The 13,272-nt window shown below is 51.5% G+C and carries 13 protein-coding genes; 11 read left to right on the plus strand and 2 right to left on the minus strand.

Annotated elements, in window-relative coordinates:
• Nucleotides 1-134 precede the first annotated feature (134 nt).
• The 7 genes from K1X45_RS15255 to acpS all read left to right on the plus strand — a co-directional run bounded on the left by K1X45_RS15255 (nucleotide 135) and on the right by acpS (nucleotide 7,721).
• A complete protein-coding gene (locus tag K1X45_RS15255; protein ID WP_220159351.1) occupies nucleotides 135-1,709 on the plus strand; it encodes a peptide ABC transporter substrate-binding protein in 1,575 nt (524 codons plus the stop codon).
• A gap of 203 nt (nucleotides 1,710-1,912) precedes the next feature.
• Nucleotides 1,913-3,493 carry a cytochrome ubiquinol oxidase subunit I gene (locus K1X45_RS15260; RefSeq protein WP_220159352.1) on the plus strand — a complete coding sequence of 527 codons (1,581 nt, stop codon included), beginning with the start codon at nucleotides 1,913-1,915 and terminating at the stop codon, nucleotides 3,491-3,493.
• Nucleotides 3,494-3,514: 21 nt separating this feature from the next.
• Nucleotides 3,515-4,663, plus strand: coding sequence for a cytochrome d ubiquinol oxidase subunit II (gene cydB / locus K1X45_RS15265; RefSeq protein WP_370627048.1), 1,149 nt, complete (start codon nucleotides 3,515-3,517; stop codon nucleotides 4,661-4,663).
• A gap of 33 nt (nucleotides 4,664-4,696) precedes the next feature.
• Nucleotides 4,697-4,921, plus strand: a complete 225-nt coding sequence (cydX, locus tag K1X45_RS16090; protein ID WP_220159353.1) for a cytochrome bd-I oxidase subunit CydX — start codon at nucleotides 4,697-4,699, stop codon at nucleotides 4,919-4,921.
• On the plus strand, nucleotides 4,918-6,255 hold the full coding sequence (hemN, locus tag K1X45_RS15275) for an oxygen-independent coproporphyrinogen III oxidase (RefSeq protein ID WP_220159354.1): 1,338 nt from the start codon (nucleotides 4,918-4,920) through the stop codon (nucleotides 6,253-6,255). The genes cydX and hemN overlap by 4 nt, the downstream gene beginning before the upstream one ends.
• 489 nt (nucleotides 6,256-6,744) lie before the next feature.
• Nucleotides 6,745-7,326 carry a DUF2062 domain-containing protein gene (locus K1X45_RS15280; RefSeq protein WP_220159355.1) on the plus strand — a complete coding sequence of 194 codons (582 nt, stop codon included), beginning with the start codon at nucleotides 6,745-6,747 and terminating at the stop codon, nucleotides 7,324-7,326.
• On the plus strand, nucleotides 7,323-7,721 hold the full coding sequence (gene acpS, locus K1X45_RS15285) for a holo-ACP synthase (protein WP_075654593.1): 399 nt from the start codon (nucleotides 7,323-7,325) through the stop codon (nucleotides 7,719-7,721). The genes K1X45_RS15280 and acpS overlap by 4 nt, the downstream gene beginning before the upstream one ends.
• Nucleotides 7,722-7,760: 39 nt before the next feature.
• On the opposite strand, the gene K1X45_RS15290 is transcribed toward acpS, so the two are convergent.
• Nucleotides 7,761-8,210, minus strand: coding sequence for a GNAT family N-acetyltransferase (locus K1X45_RS15290; protein ID WP_220159356.1), 450 nt, complete (start codon nucleotides 8,208-8,210; stop codon nucleotides 7,761-7,763).
• A 372-nt stretch (nucleotides 8,211-8,582) separates the two neighbouring features.
• Here K1X45_RS15290 and lepB point away from each other — a divergent pair, with 372 nt between their 5' ends.
• From lepB to recO, 4 genes are all read left to right on the plus strand, one after another.
• A complete protein-coding gene (lepB, locus tag K1X45_RS15295) occupies nucleotides 8,583-9,368 on the plus strand; it encodes a signal peptidase I (protein ID WP_022711972.1) in 786 nt (261 codons plus the stop codon).
• Between the two features lie 54 nt (nucleotides 9,369-9,422).
• Nucleotides 9,423-10,127: a ribonuclease III gene (gene rnc / locus K1X45_RS15300; protein WP_022711973.1), complete on the plus strand. Its 705-nt coding sequence runs from the start codon at nucleotides 9,423-9,425 to the stop codon at nucleotides 10,125-10,127.
• 213 nt (nucleotides 10,128-10,340) lie between these two features.
• The gene (gene era, locus K1X45_RS15305; RefSeq protein WP_220159357.1) at nucleotides 10,341-11,285 is read left to right on the plus strand and encodes a GTPase Era; all 945 of its coding nucleotides are present in this window, start codon (nucleotides 10,341-10,343) and stop codon (nucleotides 11,283-11,285) included.
• Nucleotides 11,286-11,297: 12 nt separating this feature from the next.
• Nucleotides 11,298-12,023, plus strand: a complete 726-nt coding sequence (gene recO, locus K1X45_RS15310) for a DNA repair protein RecO (RefSeq protein WP_075654596.1) — start codon at nucleotides 11,298-11,300, stop codon at nucleotides 12,021-12,023.
• On the opposite strand, the gene K1X45_RS15315 is transcribed toward recO, so the two are convergent.
• The gene (locus K1X45_RS15315; RefSeq protein WP_220159358.1) at nucleotides 12,024-13,256 is read right to left on the minus strand and encodes an MFS transporter; all 1,233 of its coding nucleotides are present in this window, start codon (nucleotides 13,254-13,256) and stop codon (nucleotides 12,024-12,026) included.
• Nucleotides 13,257-13,272 lie beyond the last annotated feature (16 nt).

Genomic DNA, 13,272 nt, shown 5'->3' on the forward strand with positions numbered 1-13,272 from the left:
TGTGTCCTGCGTTTGCCCCCTAAGGCAGACGCAGCTTTTTGCATTTTATTGGGATTTTCCTGAACCCGCGCTTGCGTAATATCGGCACGGGATTTTTATTCATGTCTTTATTTTATTGATTGAGGAGGGGCTATATGCGCCAGTCATTATTGATTTCTGGTCTGCTGATCTCTGTGTTCAGTACATCTGCGAATGCCGAAATCATTTTAAATCGTGGCAATAATGGCGATCCGTCCTCGCTCAATCAGCAGCTGACATCAACGGTCGATGAGGCGGCGCTTCTCGCTGATCTTTATCAGGGGCTGGTGATGGAAGATGCCAAAGGCGCAATCATCGCCGGTGTTGCACAATCATGGGAAATGTCACCGGATGGCGTGGGCTATATTTTCCATCTGCGCGATAATGCAAAATGGTCGAATGGTGATCCGGTTACCGCGCAGGATTTTGTCTATTCTTTCCGCCGTATTATGAACCCGCTAACAGCCGCACCCTATGCCAATGTGCTGTTTCCGATCAAAAATGCCGAAGCAATCTCCCGCGGACAGTTGCCGCCTGAGCAATTGGGCGTGGAAGCACCGGATGATTATACGGTGAAGTTCACACTGAAAGCGCCGACGCCCTATTTTCTGCAATTGATGGCACATCACACGGCACTGCCTTTACATCGCAAAAGCGTTGAAAAATACGGCGAAAAATTTACCGCTCCCGGAAATCTGGTGAGCAATGGTGCCTATCAACTGGCCAGTTTTGTGCCGAATGACAAAATCATCATGAAGAAAAATCCCTATTATTATGATGCGGATAAGGTCAAAATTGATGTGGTGAACTGGCTGCCTTTTGAAGACCGCTCCAGTTGTATGCGCCGGTTTGAAGCAAAAGAGGTGCAGGTCTGTGCCGATGTGCCTGCCGAGCAGATGGATTATGTACGCAAGAGATTTGGCAGTCAGCTGCGCATTGCCCCGCAATTGGGTAGCTATTTTCTCGATATAAAGGGGGAAGACGGCAGCCCGCTGAAAGATGCCCGTGTGCGCCGCGCTATTTCGATGGTGATCGACCGCGATTTTATGGCCAGAGAAGTCTGGCGCGGAACGATGCTGCCATCCTATTCTTTAGTGCCGTCGGAAATTGATAATTATATCAGCGGCGGGGTGCGTCAGGATTATGCCAATCAGGATATTCTCGACCGTGAAGACAAAGCGAAAGAACTTCTGAAGGAGGCAGGTATCAAGCCGGACAGTCTGACGGTTGAGCTGCTTTATAATACATCCGAGAACCATAAAAATGTCATGGCTGCCATTGCGGATATGCTGAAAAATATCGGCATCAAGGCAAAGCTGAATGAAATGGAAGGCACGACCTATTTCAATTATCTGCGCGAAGGCGGAAAATTCGATCTGGCAAGGGATGGCTGGATCGGGGATTACAGCGATCCGCAAAGCTTTTTGTTTCTCTATAAAAGTGACAGTAGTTTCAATTATGGAAAATGGTTCAATAAAACCTATGACGCTTTGCTGGATAAGGCCTCGGTGACAACCGACCTCAGAGCGCGTGCGGTGATGCTGGCCGATGCTGAGCGCCTGTTGCTTCAGGAGCAGGTTGTCATTCCGCTTTTTACCTATGCGTCACGGGCGTTGGTTTCAGATCAGCTGGAAGGCTGGCACGATAATCTGAACAATGTCCACGCCACCCAATGGCTGTCGCTGAAGTAATAGGCACTGACAAATTTTAAGCAAAGGGCGGGGCATTTCCCCGCCCTTTTTTGTTTTACAGCCATTGATCCAGATCAATGCGCTTTTTCACACCTTTGTTACACAAGCGATAAGGGAGGACGATCCGTTTGCAGAAAACGGATCCGGCAAGCTGCTTTCCCGTTACGGAGCGGCGGTTATCCGAATGATAAAAGGCTGGAAGTATGATTGACTTTACTGTCGTTGATCTGTCGCGATTGCAGTTCGCTGCAACGGCGATGTATCATTTTATTTTTGTCCCCCTGACGCTCGGCCTCTCATTATTGATGGCGATTATGGAGAGCGTTTACGTCATGACCGGTCGCGACATCTGGCGTCGCATGACCATGTTCTGGGGTGTTTTGTTTGGCATCAATTTTGCCATGGGCGTCGCCACAGGGATCGTGATGGAATTTCAGTTCGGTATGAACTGGAGCTATTACAGCCATTATGTCGGCGATATTTTTGGTGCGCCGCTGGCTATTGAAGGCCTGATGGCGTTCTTCCTTGAAGCCACATTTATAGGCCTGTTCTTTTTCGGCTGGGCGCGTCTGTCGCGCGTGGCACATCTGGCAGTCACATGGCTGATGGCGCTTGGCGCCAATTTCTCCGCATTGTGGATTCTGATTGCCAATGGCTGGATGCAAAATCCGGTCGGCGCGGTTTTCAATCCTGATACAATGCGTATGGAAGTCACAGATTTTATGGCTGTGCTGTTCAATCCGGTTGCACAGGCAAAATTCGTGCACACGGTGAGTGCCGGTTATGTAACGGGTGCCATGTTCATCATCGCAATCAGCAGTATCTATCTGCTGCGCGGTAAGCATGTAGAACTTGCAAAGCGTTCTGTGACCGTTGCCGCTTCTTTCGGTCTGGCTGCTGCTCTCTCGGTCGTCGTGCTGGGTGACGAAAGCGGCTATGTGGCCACCGAACAGCAGAAGATGAAAATCGCTGCGATGGAAGCCATGTGGGAAACAGAACCTGCACCGGCCGGTTTTAACCTGTTCGCCATTCCGGGCGACGGCAAAAACAGCTACGAAGTGCATATCCCTTATGTTCTCGGCCTCATCACTACCCGCAGTCTGACAACAGAATTGCCGGGCATCCATGATCTGGTGGATATGGCTGAAAAGCGTATTGAGAGTGGTATCAAGGCTTCTGTTGAGCTGGATCGTATCCGTGCAAACCCGAATGATGTTGAAGCCCGTGAAGCTTTTAAGGCCAACTGGCATGATCTCGGCTATGGCCTGCTGCTGAAGCGCTATCGCGATGATATTCAGAACGCCACACCTGAGGAAATCCGCAAGGCTGCGGAAGATACAATCCCGAGTGTCGGCACTTTGTTCTGGTCGTTCCGTGTCATGGTGGCGCTGGGCTTCTATTTCATCGCCTTTTTTGCAATTGCCTTTGTTCTGGCGAGCAGACATCGCATTAATGAGCATACCAATCGTGCGCTGCTTAAAATCGCTGTGTTCTCACTGCCTTTGCCGTGGATTGCGATTGAAGCTGGCTGGATTGTTGCGGAATATGGCCGCCAACCTTGGGCGATTGAGGGCGTGCTGCCGACATTCTATGCGGCTTCTAATCTCACTATGACTGATCTGGTCATCAGTCTTGGTTTCTTCCTGACCGTCTACACCACTTTGTTATGCATCATGATCTGGCTGATGGTTCGTACCGTTAAAGCCGGACCAAAAGAACCGGTACGCCCTGATGTCGATATGGCACAGGATGCGGCCATCCTGAATATGCAGAACAACGGTTAATCAGGCGAAAGGAGCAAGATAATGACCAATATTCCTTTAGATTATGAAACAATGCGCCTGATCTGGTGGTTGCTGCTCGGTGTTCTGCTGATCGGTTTCGCGATCATGGACGGTTTTGATCTTGGCGTGGGCACTCTGCTGCCTTTCGCGGCTAAAACCGATGAAGAGCGCCGTATGCTGGTCAATCTGATCGGCCCGACATGGGAGGGCAATCAAGTTTGGCTGATCCTCGGCGGCGGTGCGATTTTCGCCGCATGGCCTGCACTTTATGCGGTGTCGTTCTCCGGCTTTTATCTGGCGATGATTGCTATTTTGCTGGCGCTGATCCTGCGTCCGGTTGGTTTCAAATTCCGCAGCAAGGTGGAAAATACCGCATGGCGTTCCACATGGGACTGGGCTCTGTTTATCGGTGGTTTCGTACCGGCGCTGATCTTCGGTGTGGCTGTTGGTAACGTTCTGCTCGGTGTGCCGTTCCGTTTCGATAATGCGATGCGCATTTATTATGACGGCAATTTCTTCGGCCTGCTGACACCTTTTGCACTGCTATGCGGTCTGGTCAGCCTGACCATGCTGGTAGCTCATGGTGCAACAGTGATTGTTGCCCGTGTTCCAGGGGTGGTTGGTGAGCGTGCCCGCAGCTTCGGCAAAATCGCAGCGCTGTTCAGCGTGGTTCTGTTTGCGCTTGCCGGTGTGTGGCTGGCCTTTGGTATCAATGGTTATGTCGTCACTTCCGTGCAGGATGTTGCGGGGCCGTCCAATCCGATGCTGAAAACCGTAACAACCGGTTCCGGTGTCTGGTTGGAAAACTACACCAAACATAGCTGGATGCTGATTGCGCCTGTGCTCGGCTTTGCCGGTATGGCTCTGAGCTTTATTGCTCTGCATTGCCGCAAAGGTACGCTGGCTTTCTTGTGCAGCAGTGCCGGTATTTTCGGGATCATCAGCACAGCGGGCGTGTCACTGTTTCCGTTCCTGCTGCCAAGCTCGGTCATGCCAAATGCAAGCCTGACAGTGTGGGACGCATCGTCCAGCCATCTGACCCTGTTCATCATGCTCATCGCGACAGTGATCTTTCTGCCGCTCATTCTTCTCTATACCAGCTGGGTCTATAGCGTGATGCGCGGCCCGATTACTAAAGACAGTGTCGATAATACGCCTAATGCTTACTAACCCTTTGAAGAGTAAAGAAAAAGGAACAATGAAATGTGGTACTTTTCCTGGATCCTTGGATTGGGACTGGCCTCTTCCTTCGCAATTTTCAATGCCATGTGGTTTGAATTGCGCAATGACGTGCTGGTGCGCGCCCCGGCGCTTGCGCCGGAAATGAAAAACATGCCGGTTACGCCGAAAATGAAGAAAATGCCGGTTGCGCCGGAAATGAAACTGAACGAACAGGCAGCTGTTGCCGGTAAAGGACAAAAAGTATGACGGAGATTGCGGCAAGACATTATGCTTCTCTTGCCGTACCCCGCTATACATCTTATCCGACTGCTGCGGATTTCTCTCCGGCAGTCGGGAAAGATCAGTATGAGGCGTGGTTACGGCGTTTGAGACAGGGGGAACCGGTTTCTCTCTATCTTCACGTGCCTTATTGCCGTGACCTTTGCCACTATTGCGGCTGTCACGCCAAGATCGCGCGGCGTGATACCGTAATTGAGGCCTATGCCGATATATTAATTCGCGAAATTCGCCAAGCGGGGCAATATCTGACTGAACGCCCGAAAGCCGTGCATCTGCATTGGGGTGGTGGCACACCAAGCATTTTGGGTGGTGAGGGCATTGCCCGTATCACGCAGGTGCTGCGTGAGCAGTTCGATTTTGCGGATGATATGGAACATGCCATCGAGCTTGATCCGCGCAAAGTTGACAAGAAACTGTGCCGTGATCTGGCGCAGGTTGGTGTCAACCGTGCCAGCCTTGGCGTGCAGGATCTCAATGCGGATGTGCAGCAGGCCATTGGCCGTGTGCAGCCGATTGAACAGGTCGAATCTGCGGTCAATTCGCTGTGGCAGGTTGGCATAACCAGCCTGAACTTTGATCTGATCTACGGCCTGCCTTTGCAAACGGTCGCTACATTACGTGAGACTTGCAAACGTGTGGCGGCATTCCGTCCGAGCCGTATTGCCTGTTACGGTTATGCGCATCTGCCTGCGCGCCGTGCCAATCAGCGGCTGATTGATACCAGTCTGTTGCCCGATGCTGATGCCCGTTTTGAGCAGGCGCAGATCGTCGGTGAGACATTTATGGCCATGGGCTACGAGCCGGTCGGCATTGATCATTATGCCCTGCCGTCTGATGCATTGGCTGTGGCCGCAAAGGCCGGACAATTGCGCCGCAATTTTCAGGGCTACACGGATGATGACTGCCCGACACTGCTCGGTTTCGGTGCATCGTCTATCTCGCAGTTCCGCGAAGGCTACACGCAGAATATTGCCGATATCGGCCAGTATAAAGCTGCGGTGTTGTCAGAACGGGCACCGGTAACGCGTGGCTATGCATTTAACGATTCTGACCGCTTGCGGGCGCAGATCATTGAAAAGCTGATGTGTGATTTCCGTGTCGATCTGAATGATGTCGCAGCAGGTGTGAATTTTTCTGATGAACTGGCATTGCTGCGTCCTCTGGCTGCCGATGGTATCGTCACAGTGCAGGGTTCAGTGATTGTGATGGCACCGGAACATCATTCGCTGGTGAGGCTCGTCGCAGCAGTATTTGATGAGTTCCGTAAGGAATGTGCACATAGTTTTAGTATGGCCATATAAAACCGGCCGGGTTTCAGCATGGTCATCTGATTTTGGCCATGGAAAGAGCTTCGCATTAGCCGCGGGGGCGCGGGCAGATGCGGAGAGGGCAGAGACTGCAGGCTGAAGGGGTAAGCTTCAGCGCGGATTTTGCCTGCAAGAGGCATCGCCTGATCTGCCACGGGGGCGCGGCGGATCAGTGCGATGCTTTTTTGTATTCAAAAGCAGTGCAAATTATATGTAAACCTGCCTGATATTATTGGAAAAAACTACATTTTCGCGGGACATATAACCCCGTCTCAAGACGCATTATTCAGGCGGCATACTACCTCTTGCCGCATTGCTGCTGTGCTTTCCTCATGCGATAACTATTTGAACTGTTAAAAAAGTCTTAATTCTCGTATAATTGAGATAGCTTCACGGGAGTTTCCCGCCTATGAAGCGAAGCAGTTATGTCTGCGCATCAATGCAGATATACTCAGATTTAGTTAAGGATGGTGGCAGAAAGTCATGTTGTTCAGACGCAGAGAACCCTTGAGTTACAGGGAGCGCCTTCGCACAATGATCTGGCCGCGCCGTTCTTTCTCGCGCTCAATGCGCTATATGGGTAAGCGGATCACCCGTATTACTGCCAGCCCGCATGCGGTTGCTGCTGGTCTGGCTGTCGGTGTTTTTGCGGCTTTTACCCCGTTCTTCGGTTTCCATCTCATTCTTGCGATTGTTCTCGCTTACCTCATTGCCGGTAATATTGCTGCCGCTGCGATCGGTACGGCACTGGCAAATCCGCTGACAATTCCGTTTATCTGGGGCGGCACCTATGAAGTCGGCCGGATGATCGTTGATGAAAATGGTCAGACACAGGCATTACCGCTGATCCGTATTCTGGAAAGTGAAATTTTCAAGCAGATGAGTTTTGCTGAACTGTGGCAGCCGATTTTGAAGCCGATGCTGTTCGGTTCGCTGGTGCTTGGTCTTGGCTGTGCGCTGGCTGTTTATGTGGCAACGCGCTGGGCAACGATCAGCTATCGTCATAAGCGTCTGCAGCGTATTTCATTAAAGAAAAATCTGGCAGAGCAGGGCGCTTCCCGATGATTATTGGTATCGGCAGTGATCTGATTGATATCCGCCGCATTGAAAAAACACTTGAGCGCCACGGCAGTCGCTTTACGGAGCGGGTGTTTACGGAGCGCGAACGTGCCAAGGCTGCAAGCCGTAAGCGTCAGGCTGATACCTATGCCAAGCGTTTTGCCGCCAAGGAAGCCTGTTCCAAAGCTCTGGGTACCGGTCTGTCTCACGGTGTTTTTTGGCGGGATATGGAAGTGATTAACCTCCCCTCCGGCAAGCCGACGATGCACCTCACCAATGGCGCCGAAGTTCGCCTGCAATCTATGATGCCGGAAGGCATGAAGCCTGTTGTGCATCTGAGCATTACGGATGAATATCCGATGGCACAGGCCTTTGTGATTATTGAAGCCGTACCGGCTTAAAAATAGCGCCCGCTTGATAGATACGGGCGCTTTCGCACGTCACAGCATTTTGCGATATTGAATAAAGCCGGATTTATTGGCAACGCGGTCATAGAGCGCCATCGCATCCGTATTGGACTCATGGGTCAGCCAGTAGACGCGTGAGCAGTCTGCTTCCGCTGCAGCTTTATAAACATGCTCAATCAGTGCACGGCCAAGGCCTTTACCGCGAACATCCGGATTAACGTAGAGATCCTGCAAATAGCAGTAACCGCCTGTCGACCATGTGGAGCGGTGGCGGATATAATGTACAAAACCAGTAATTTTACCGTCAATAATTGCCAGCGCACCATTCATAGGTTCATTCGCATCCAGCAATCTCTGCCAGCTTAAATCGGTGATGTTGTCGGCAATGCTGGTCTTATAAAAATCCTGATAGGCTTTCCATAAAGGCAGCCATGCTGCTTTATCCTGTGCTGTGAAGAGACGGATTTCCACTGGCTGAGACATGATTATGTTTATTCCCCTGCGTTTTATGCAGCGTCCGATCGTCGTTTTGTAACAGCATTCGGGCGCTGATTTATGAACATTACGCCAAAGAATACATCATGTCTGTTTGGTGATAACCAGAGCGAAAGAGCCGGCAAATGCAATAATTTGAACAATTTTCAGGCTCAAAGCTGTCGGCATTTCAGTCGTGAATCGCAAACGAAAATATCAAGAGCCGGTATGGGCTTTTTTACTAAAAAACCGGCATAGGATGCGGGTTTTATGCAACGCAGGCGGGGCGCAGTCCTTTGAGTTGCGAGTTCATGATTGCTTCATGGCTTTGTAGAGGTTAAGAGTCGCACAATAAACGCGCAGAAGCGGAGAAAACCCAGCTTGTCTAACAAGAATGAAGTGAAAAAGTCCGGCGGTGTTGGTGAACTCGTCAGTATTATTGTGCAGGCTTTGCTGCTGGCACTTGTGATCCGTACCTTGCTGTTTCAGCCATTCAGCATTCCGTCCGGATCGATGCGTCCGACGCTTCTGGAAGGTGATTATCTGTTCGTTTCCAAATATGCCTATGGCTATTCGAAATATTCCCTGCCGCTGTCACCGGATCTGTTTGAAGGCCGCATCTGGGGTGCTGAGCCGAAGCGCGGTGATGTTGTTGTATTCAAGCTGCCAAGCGATACCAATATTGACTATATCAAACGCGTAATCGGTTTGCCGGGTGATAAGATTCAGGTGCGCGACAGTGTTGTTTATATCAATGATGTGGCCGTACAGCGTGAGAAGGTTGGCGAGATTGCCAATCCTGACGTGACTGATGAAAACCGTCCGATTGAAGTCTATCGCGAGACATTGCCGAATGGCATTTCTTACGAAACGCTGGACGTGAATCCGAATGCTATGGGCGACAATACGCGTGTATTCGAGGTGCCTGCCGGTCATTATTTCATGATGGGTGACAATCGCGATAACTCGCTGGATAGCCGCTATTCTGTAGGCTATGTGCCTTATGAAAATCTTGTTGGCCGCGCCAATGTGATCTTCTTCTCCATTTCCGGAAAATACAGCCCGCTGGAACTGTGGCGCTGGCCAACCAATCTGCGGTTCGACCGCTTGCTGAACTGGGTCGGAGCAACGGAAAATCCTAAATCCGTTGTAACGACAAATAACTGATGTGTGTTTTGACGAAATTAAACAACAATAAAGCTGCCGGTCAGGAGCCTGATAATGGTTTCTGATCGCCAGCGTATAAAAATACTGGAAGAAAAAACCGGTCATAGCTTTGTCGATCATGCGCGCCTTGAGCGCGCATTGACACATTCCAGTGCGCGGCCGCAATCAGGCTCCAATTATGAGCGTCTGGAATTTCTCGGTGACCGCGTTCTCGGACTGATTATTGCGGAAATGCTGTTTGCTGCATTTCCCGATGCGCCGGAAGGTGAATTGTCCGTGCGTCTGAATGCGCTGGTCAGTGCTGAAGGCTGTGCGTCCGTTGCTGATGAAATCGGTCTGGGTGATCTGATCGAAACCGGTTCCGACATCAAAAGCCTCAATGACAAGCGCCTTCTGAATGTGCGTGCCGATGTGATTGAAGCACTGATTGCGACTATCTATCTCGATGGTGGTTTGGAAGCTGCACGCGGTTTTGTGCTGAAATACTGGGAGCCGCGCTCCAGAGTGAGCGATGCAGCGCGCCGTGATGCTAAAACTGAGTTGCAGGAATGGGCGCATCAGCAGGGCAAGCAGCAAGGCAAATTGCAACCTGTTTACCGCATTGTCAGCCGCACTGGCCCTGACCACGAGCCTGTCTTTGTGGTGGAAGTGGCAATTTCCGGTTTTCAACCTGCAACCGGAACAGGACGTTCCAAGCGTATTGCCGAGCAGGATGCCGCTGAAAATCTGCTGCACCGCCAAGGCGTCTGGCAGAAATAACTGATCTTATAAAAATTCCCGTATTTGTGCTAAACTTAAGCACATCCCGAAAAGTGGAAACCGGTTTTCGGAATAAGATGTGCGGTAAAATAAAGAGCTAGATCATTTTTAATATTTTAAAATGAATCGAAAATGATCTAGCTAAAGCTCGTTAAACCTGCGCAGGTTCTTCAGAGCATTTCCGATACAGCGCTTGGCTTAAAAGAGATAAAAATGACTGAAATCAACCATCCGCAGGGTGAAAGCACAACCACAGCAGAAGCACAGACCCGTTCGGGTTTCGTGACGCTGATTGGTGCGCCGAATGCGGGGAAATCCACTTTGGTGAACCGTTTAGTCGGCACTAAAGTGTCGATTGTGACCCATAAGGTGCAGACCACCCGTGCTCTGGTGCGTGGCATTATCACTGAAGATCAGACACAGATCGTGCTGGTTGACACACCGGGTATCTTTAAGCCGAAGCGCCGTCTTGACCGCGCTATGGTCACAACCGCTTGGGGCGGTGCCCGTGATGCTGATCTGGTGCTGATCCTGCTTGATGCACAGGGTGGCCTGAATGAGTCCGCTGAGGCTTTGCTGGCCAGTGTTGAAAATACGCATCAGAAAAAGATTCTGATCCTCAATAAGGTCGATCGTGTTGACCCGCCAAAGCTGCTGGAACTGGCACAGGCCGCCAATGAGAAAGTGAAATTTGAAAGCACTTTCATGATTTCGGCGCTGAATGGTTCGGGCTGTAAAGATCTGCTGAAATATCTGGTTGCCCAAATGCCTTACGGCCCTTGGTATTATCCGGAAGATCAGATTTCCGATATGCCGATGCGTCAGCTTGCTGCGGAAGTGACCCGTGAGAAACTCTATCTGCGCTTGCATGAAGAACTGCCTTATTCCTCAACGGTAGAAACCGAAAAGTGGGAAGAGCGCAAAGACGGTTCGGTACGTATCGAACAGGTGGTCTATGTCGAGCGCGACAGCCAGAAGAAGATTGTTCTCGGCCATAAAGGCGAGACGATTAAGGCAATCGGTCAGGCATCCCGCAAGGAAATGTCTGCTATTCTCGAGCAGCCGGTTCATCTGTTTCTGTTCGTGAAAGTGCGCGATAACTGGGGCAATGATCCTGAGCGTTACCGTGAAATGGGTCTGGAATTCCCGAATTCCTGAGGTTAACTGATTATGGAGTGGCGCGACGAGGGCATCATTCTCGGCACAAGACGGCACGGCGAAAGCAGTGCCATTGTGGAGGTGATGACCCGCGCCCATGGCCGCCATATGGGTGTGGTGCGCGGCGGCCGCTCCAAGCGTATGCAGCCGATGCTGCAGGTCGGCAATCATGTTTCACTACATTGGTGGGCGCGGCTCGATGAACATCTTGGTTCTTACCAGATCGAGCCTCTGAGCTTTTCCGCAGCGCGGCTGATTGATCTGCCTGTAGCGCTGTTCGCTATCCAGCTGGCCGCAGCGCATTTGCGGTTGCTGCCCGAGCGTGACCCGCACGAAAATCTCTATGAGACATTGCAGCTTTTGCTGGAGCATTGTGACACGCCGGTTGCTGCCGGTGAGTTGCTGTTGCGTTTTGAACTGATGTTGCTGGAAGAACTGGGCTTCGGTCTTGATCTCAAAAGTTGTGCTGCAACCGGCGGCACCACTGATCTGATTTATGTCTCGCCGAAAAGCGGACGCGCCGTGTCCCGCGATGCCGGAGCACCTTGGGCAGACCGGTTGCTGGCGATGCCGGAATTTGTTTGCAATTCCCGTGTCAGAGCCGAGACTGTTCCGGATATTTGCACGGCATTTAAACTGACCGGCTTTTTCTTCACCCGTCATGTATGGGAGCCGCGCGGGCAGCAACAGCCGGAGTCGCGCTCCGGCTTTATTTCTGCTTTAAATCGGGCAGCTTAATCAGGCTGCCGCGAGTACAGGACGCTGTACTGCTGTTTCACGGATTGGCAGATGGATAAGAGCCGCAAACAATCCGAGAATAATGCTCAGCCACCATACAGCATCATAGCTGTTATAAAGCTGGTAGAGCGTGCCACCGAGCCAGACGCCGATGAATGAGCCGATCTGGTGCGAGAAGAACACCATGCCGCCCAGCAGACCAAGATGGCGTGTGCCGAACATGGTGGCGACAAGACCATTGGTCGGCGGTACGGTCGAGAGCCAGAGCAGGCCCATAATAGCAGAGAAGATCAGAACACTGGTGCCGGATTGTGGTAATAGAATAAAACCGGCGACGAGTATTGAGCGCAGCAGATAGATCAGCGCCAGCATTTTCGGCTTGGAATGGGTCTGCCCAAGGAAACCTGCGCCAAGTGATCCGATAATGTTGAAAAAACCAATCAGCGCCAGCCCCCAGACTGCATAATGTTTATCCACGCCGATATCGGAAATATAGGCCGGAAAATGGGTGGTGATGAAAGCCACCTGAAAGCCGCAGACAAAGAAACCGGCTGTCAGAAACAGATAGCTTTTGTGGCTCAATGCTTCTTTGAGCGCTTCGGAAACAGTCTGCTTGGCATTTGTGTCCGGCATCCGTGCATTGGAGGCATTACCGCGCAGCGGGATGGCCAGCAGAGGCACCAGCAACATGGCAACGCCAAGCCAGACCAGCGCATCCGACCAGCCAAAACGCTCAATCAGCCCGAGCGAAATCGGTGCAAAAGCGAACATACCCGCAGAACCGGCAGCGGTGCCAAGACCGAAGACCAAACTGCGCTGTTGTGCGCTGACGTGGCGGGCAAAGGCCGAGAGAATAATCCCGTAAGAACCGGCGGCAACACCAAGGCCGACCAGCACACCGCCGCCGATATGCAGGGCAATCGGGGCATCCGCATGTGCCATTAATAACAGGCCGGAAGCATAGAAAATACCGGACATCAGCAACACGCGCCATGAACCGTATTTATCGGCGATCATGCCAAAGATCGGTTGACCGGCACCCCAGAACAGGTTCTGCAATGCCATAGCCAGACCATAGGTGCTGCGATCCCAGCCCTTGTCACCGATGATCGGCAACTGGAAAAAGCCCATGGCCGAGCGTGGGCCAAAGGTCAGAAAGGTGATGAGACAACCGGCGATAATGATCAGCCAGGGCATGGAAGGGCTTCGATAGTCTTGCGAGCGAGTGGACATGCTGTGCGTTCTTTCA

Origin of the sequence: Pseudochrobactrum sp. Wa41.01b-1 (genome assembly GCF_019464455.1) — a bacterium.
Classification (GTDB): Bacteria; Pseudomonadota; Alphaproteobacteria; order Rhizobiales; family Rhizobiaceae; genus Pseudochrobactrum; species Pseudochrobactrum saccharolyticum.

Excerpts from the sequence above, each read along its gene's own strand:
- K1X45_RS15255 (WP_220159351.1), top strand. The coding sequence starts at position 135 with ATGCGCCAGTCATTATTGATTTCTGGTCTGCTGATCTCTGTGTTCAGT.
- K1X45_RS15260 (WP_220159352.1), top strand. The coding sequence starts at position 1,913 with ATGATTGACTTTACTGTCGTTGATCTGTCGCGATTGCAGTTCGCTGCA.
- cydB (WP_370627048.1), top strand. The coding sequence starts at position 3,515 with ATGACCAATATTCCTTTAGATTATGAAACAATGCGCCTGATCTGGTGG.
- cydX (WP_220159353.1), top strand. The coding sequence starts at position 4,697 with ATGTGGTACTTTTCCTGGATCCTTGGATTGGGACTGGCCTCTTCCTTC.
- hemN (WP_220159354.1), top strand. The coding sequence starts at position 4,918 with ATGACGGAGATTGCGGCAAGACATTATGCTTCTCTTGCCGTACCCCGC.
- K1X45_RS15280 (WP_220159355.1), top strand. The coding sequence starts at position 6,745 with ATGTTGTTCAGACGCAGAGAACCCTTGAGTTACAGGGAGCGCCTTCGC.
- acpS (WP_075654593.1), top strand. The coding sequence starts at position 7,323 with ATGATTATTGGTATCGGCAGTGATCTGATTGATATCCGCCGCATTGAA.
- K1X45_RS15290 (WP_220159356.1), bottom strand. The coding sequence starts at position 8,210 with ATGTCTCAGCCAGTGGAAATCCGTCTCTTCACAGCACAGGATAAAGCA.
- rnc (WP_022711973.1), top strand. The coding sequence starts at position 9,423 with ATGGTTTCTGATCGCCAGCGTATAAAAATACTGGAAGAAAAAACCGGT.
- era (WP_220159357.1), top strand. The coding sequence starts at position 10,341 with ATGACTGAAATCAACCATCCGCAGGGTGAAAGCACAACCACAGCAGAA.
- recO (WP_075654596.1), top strand. The coding sequence starts at position 11,298 with ATGGAGTGGCGCGACGAGGGCATCATTCTCGGCACAAGACGGCACGGC.
- K1X45_RS15315 (WP_220159358.1), bottom strand. The coding sequence starts at position 13,256 with ATGTCCACTCGCTCGCAAGACTATCGAAGCCCTTCCATGCCCTGGCTG.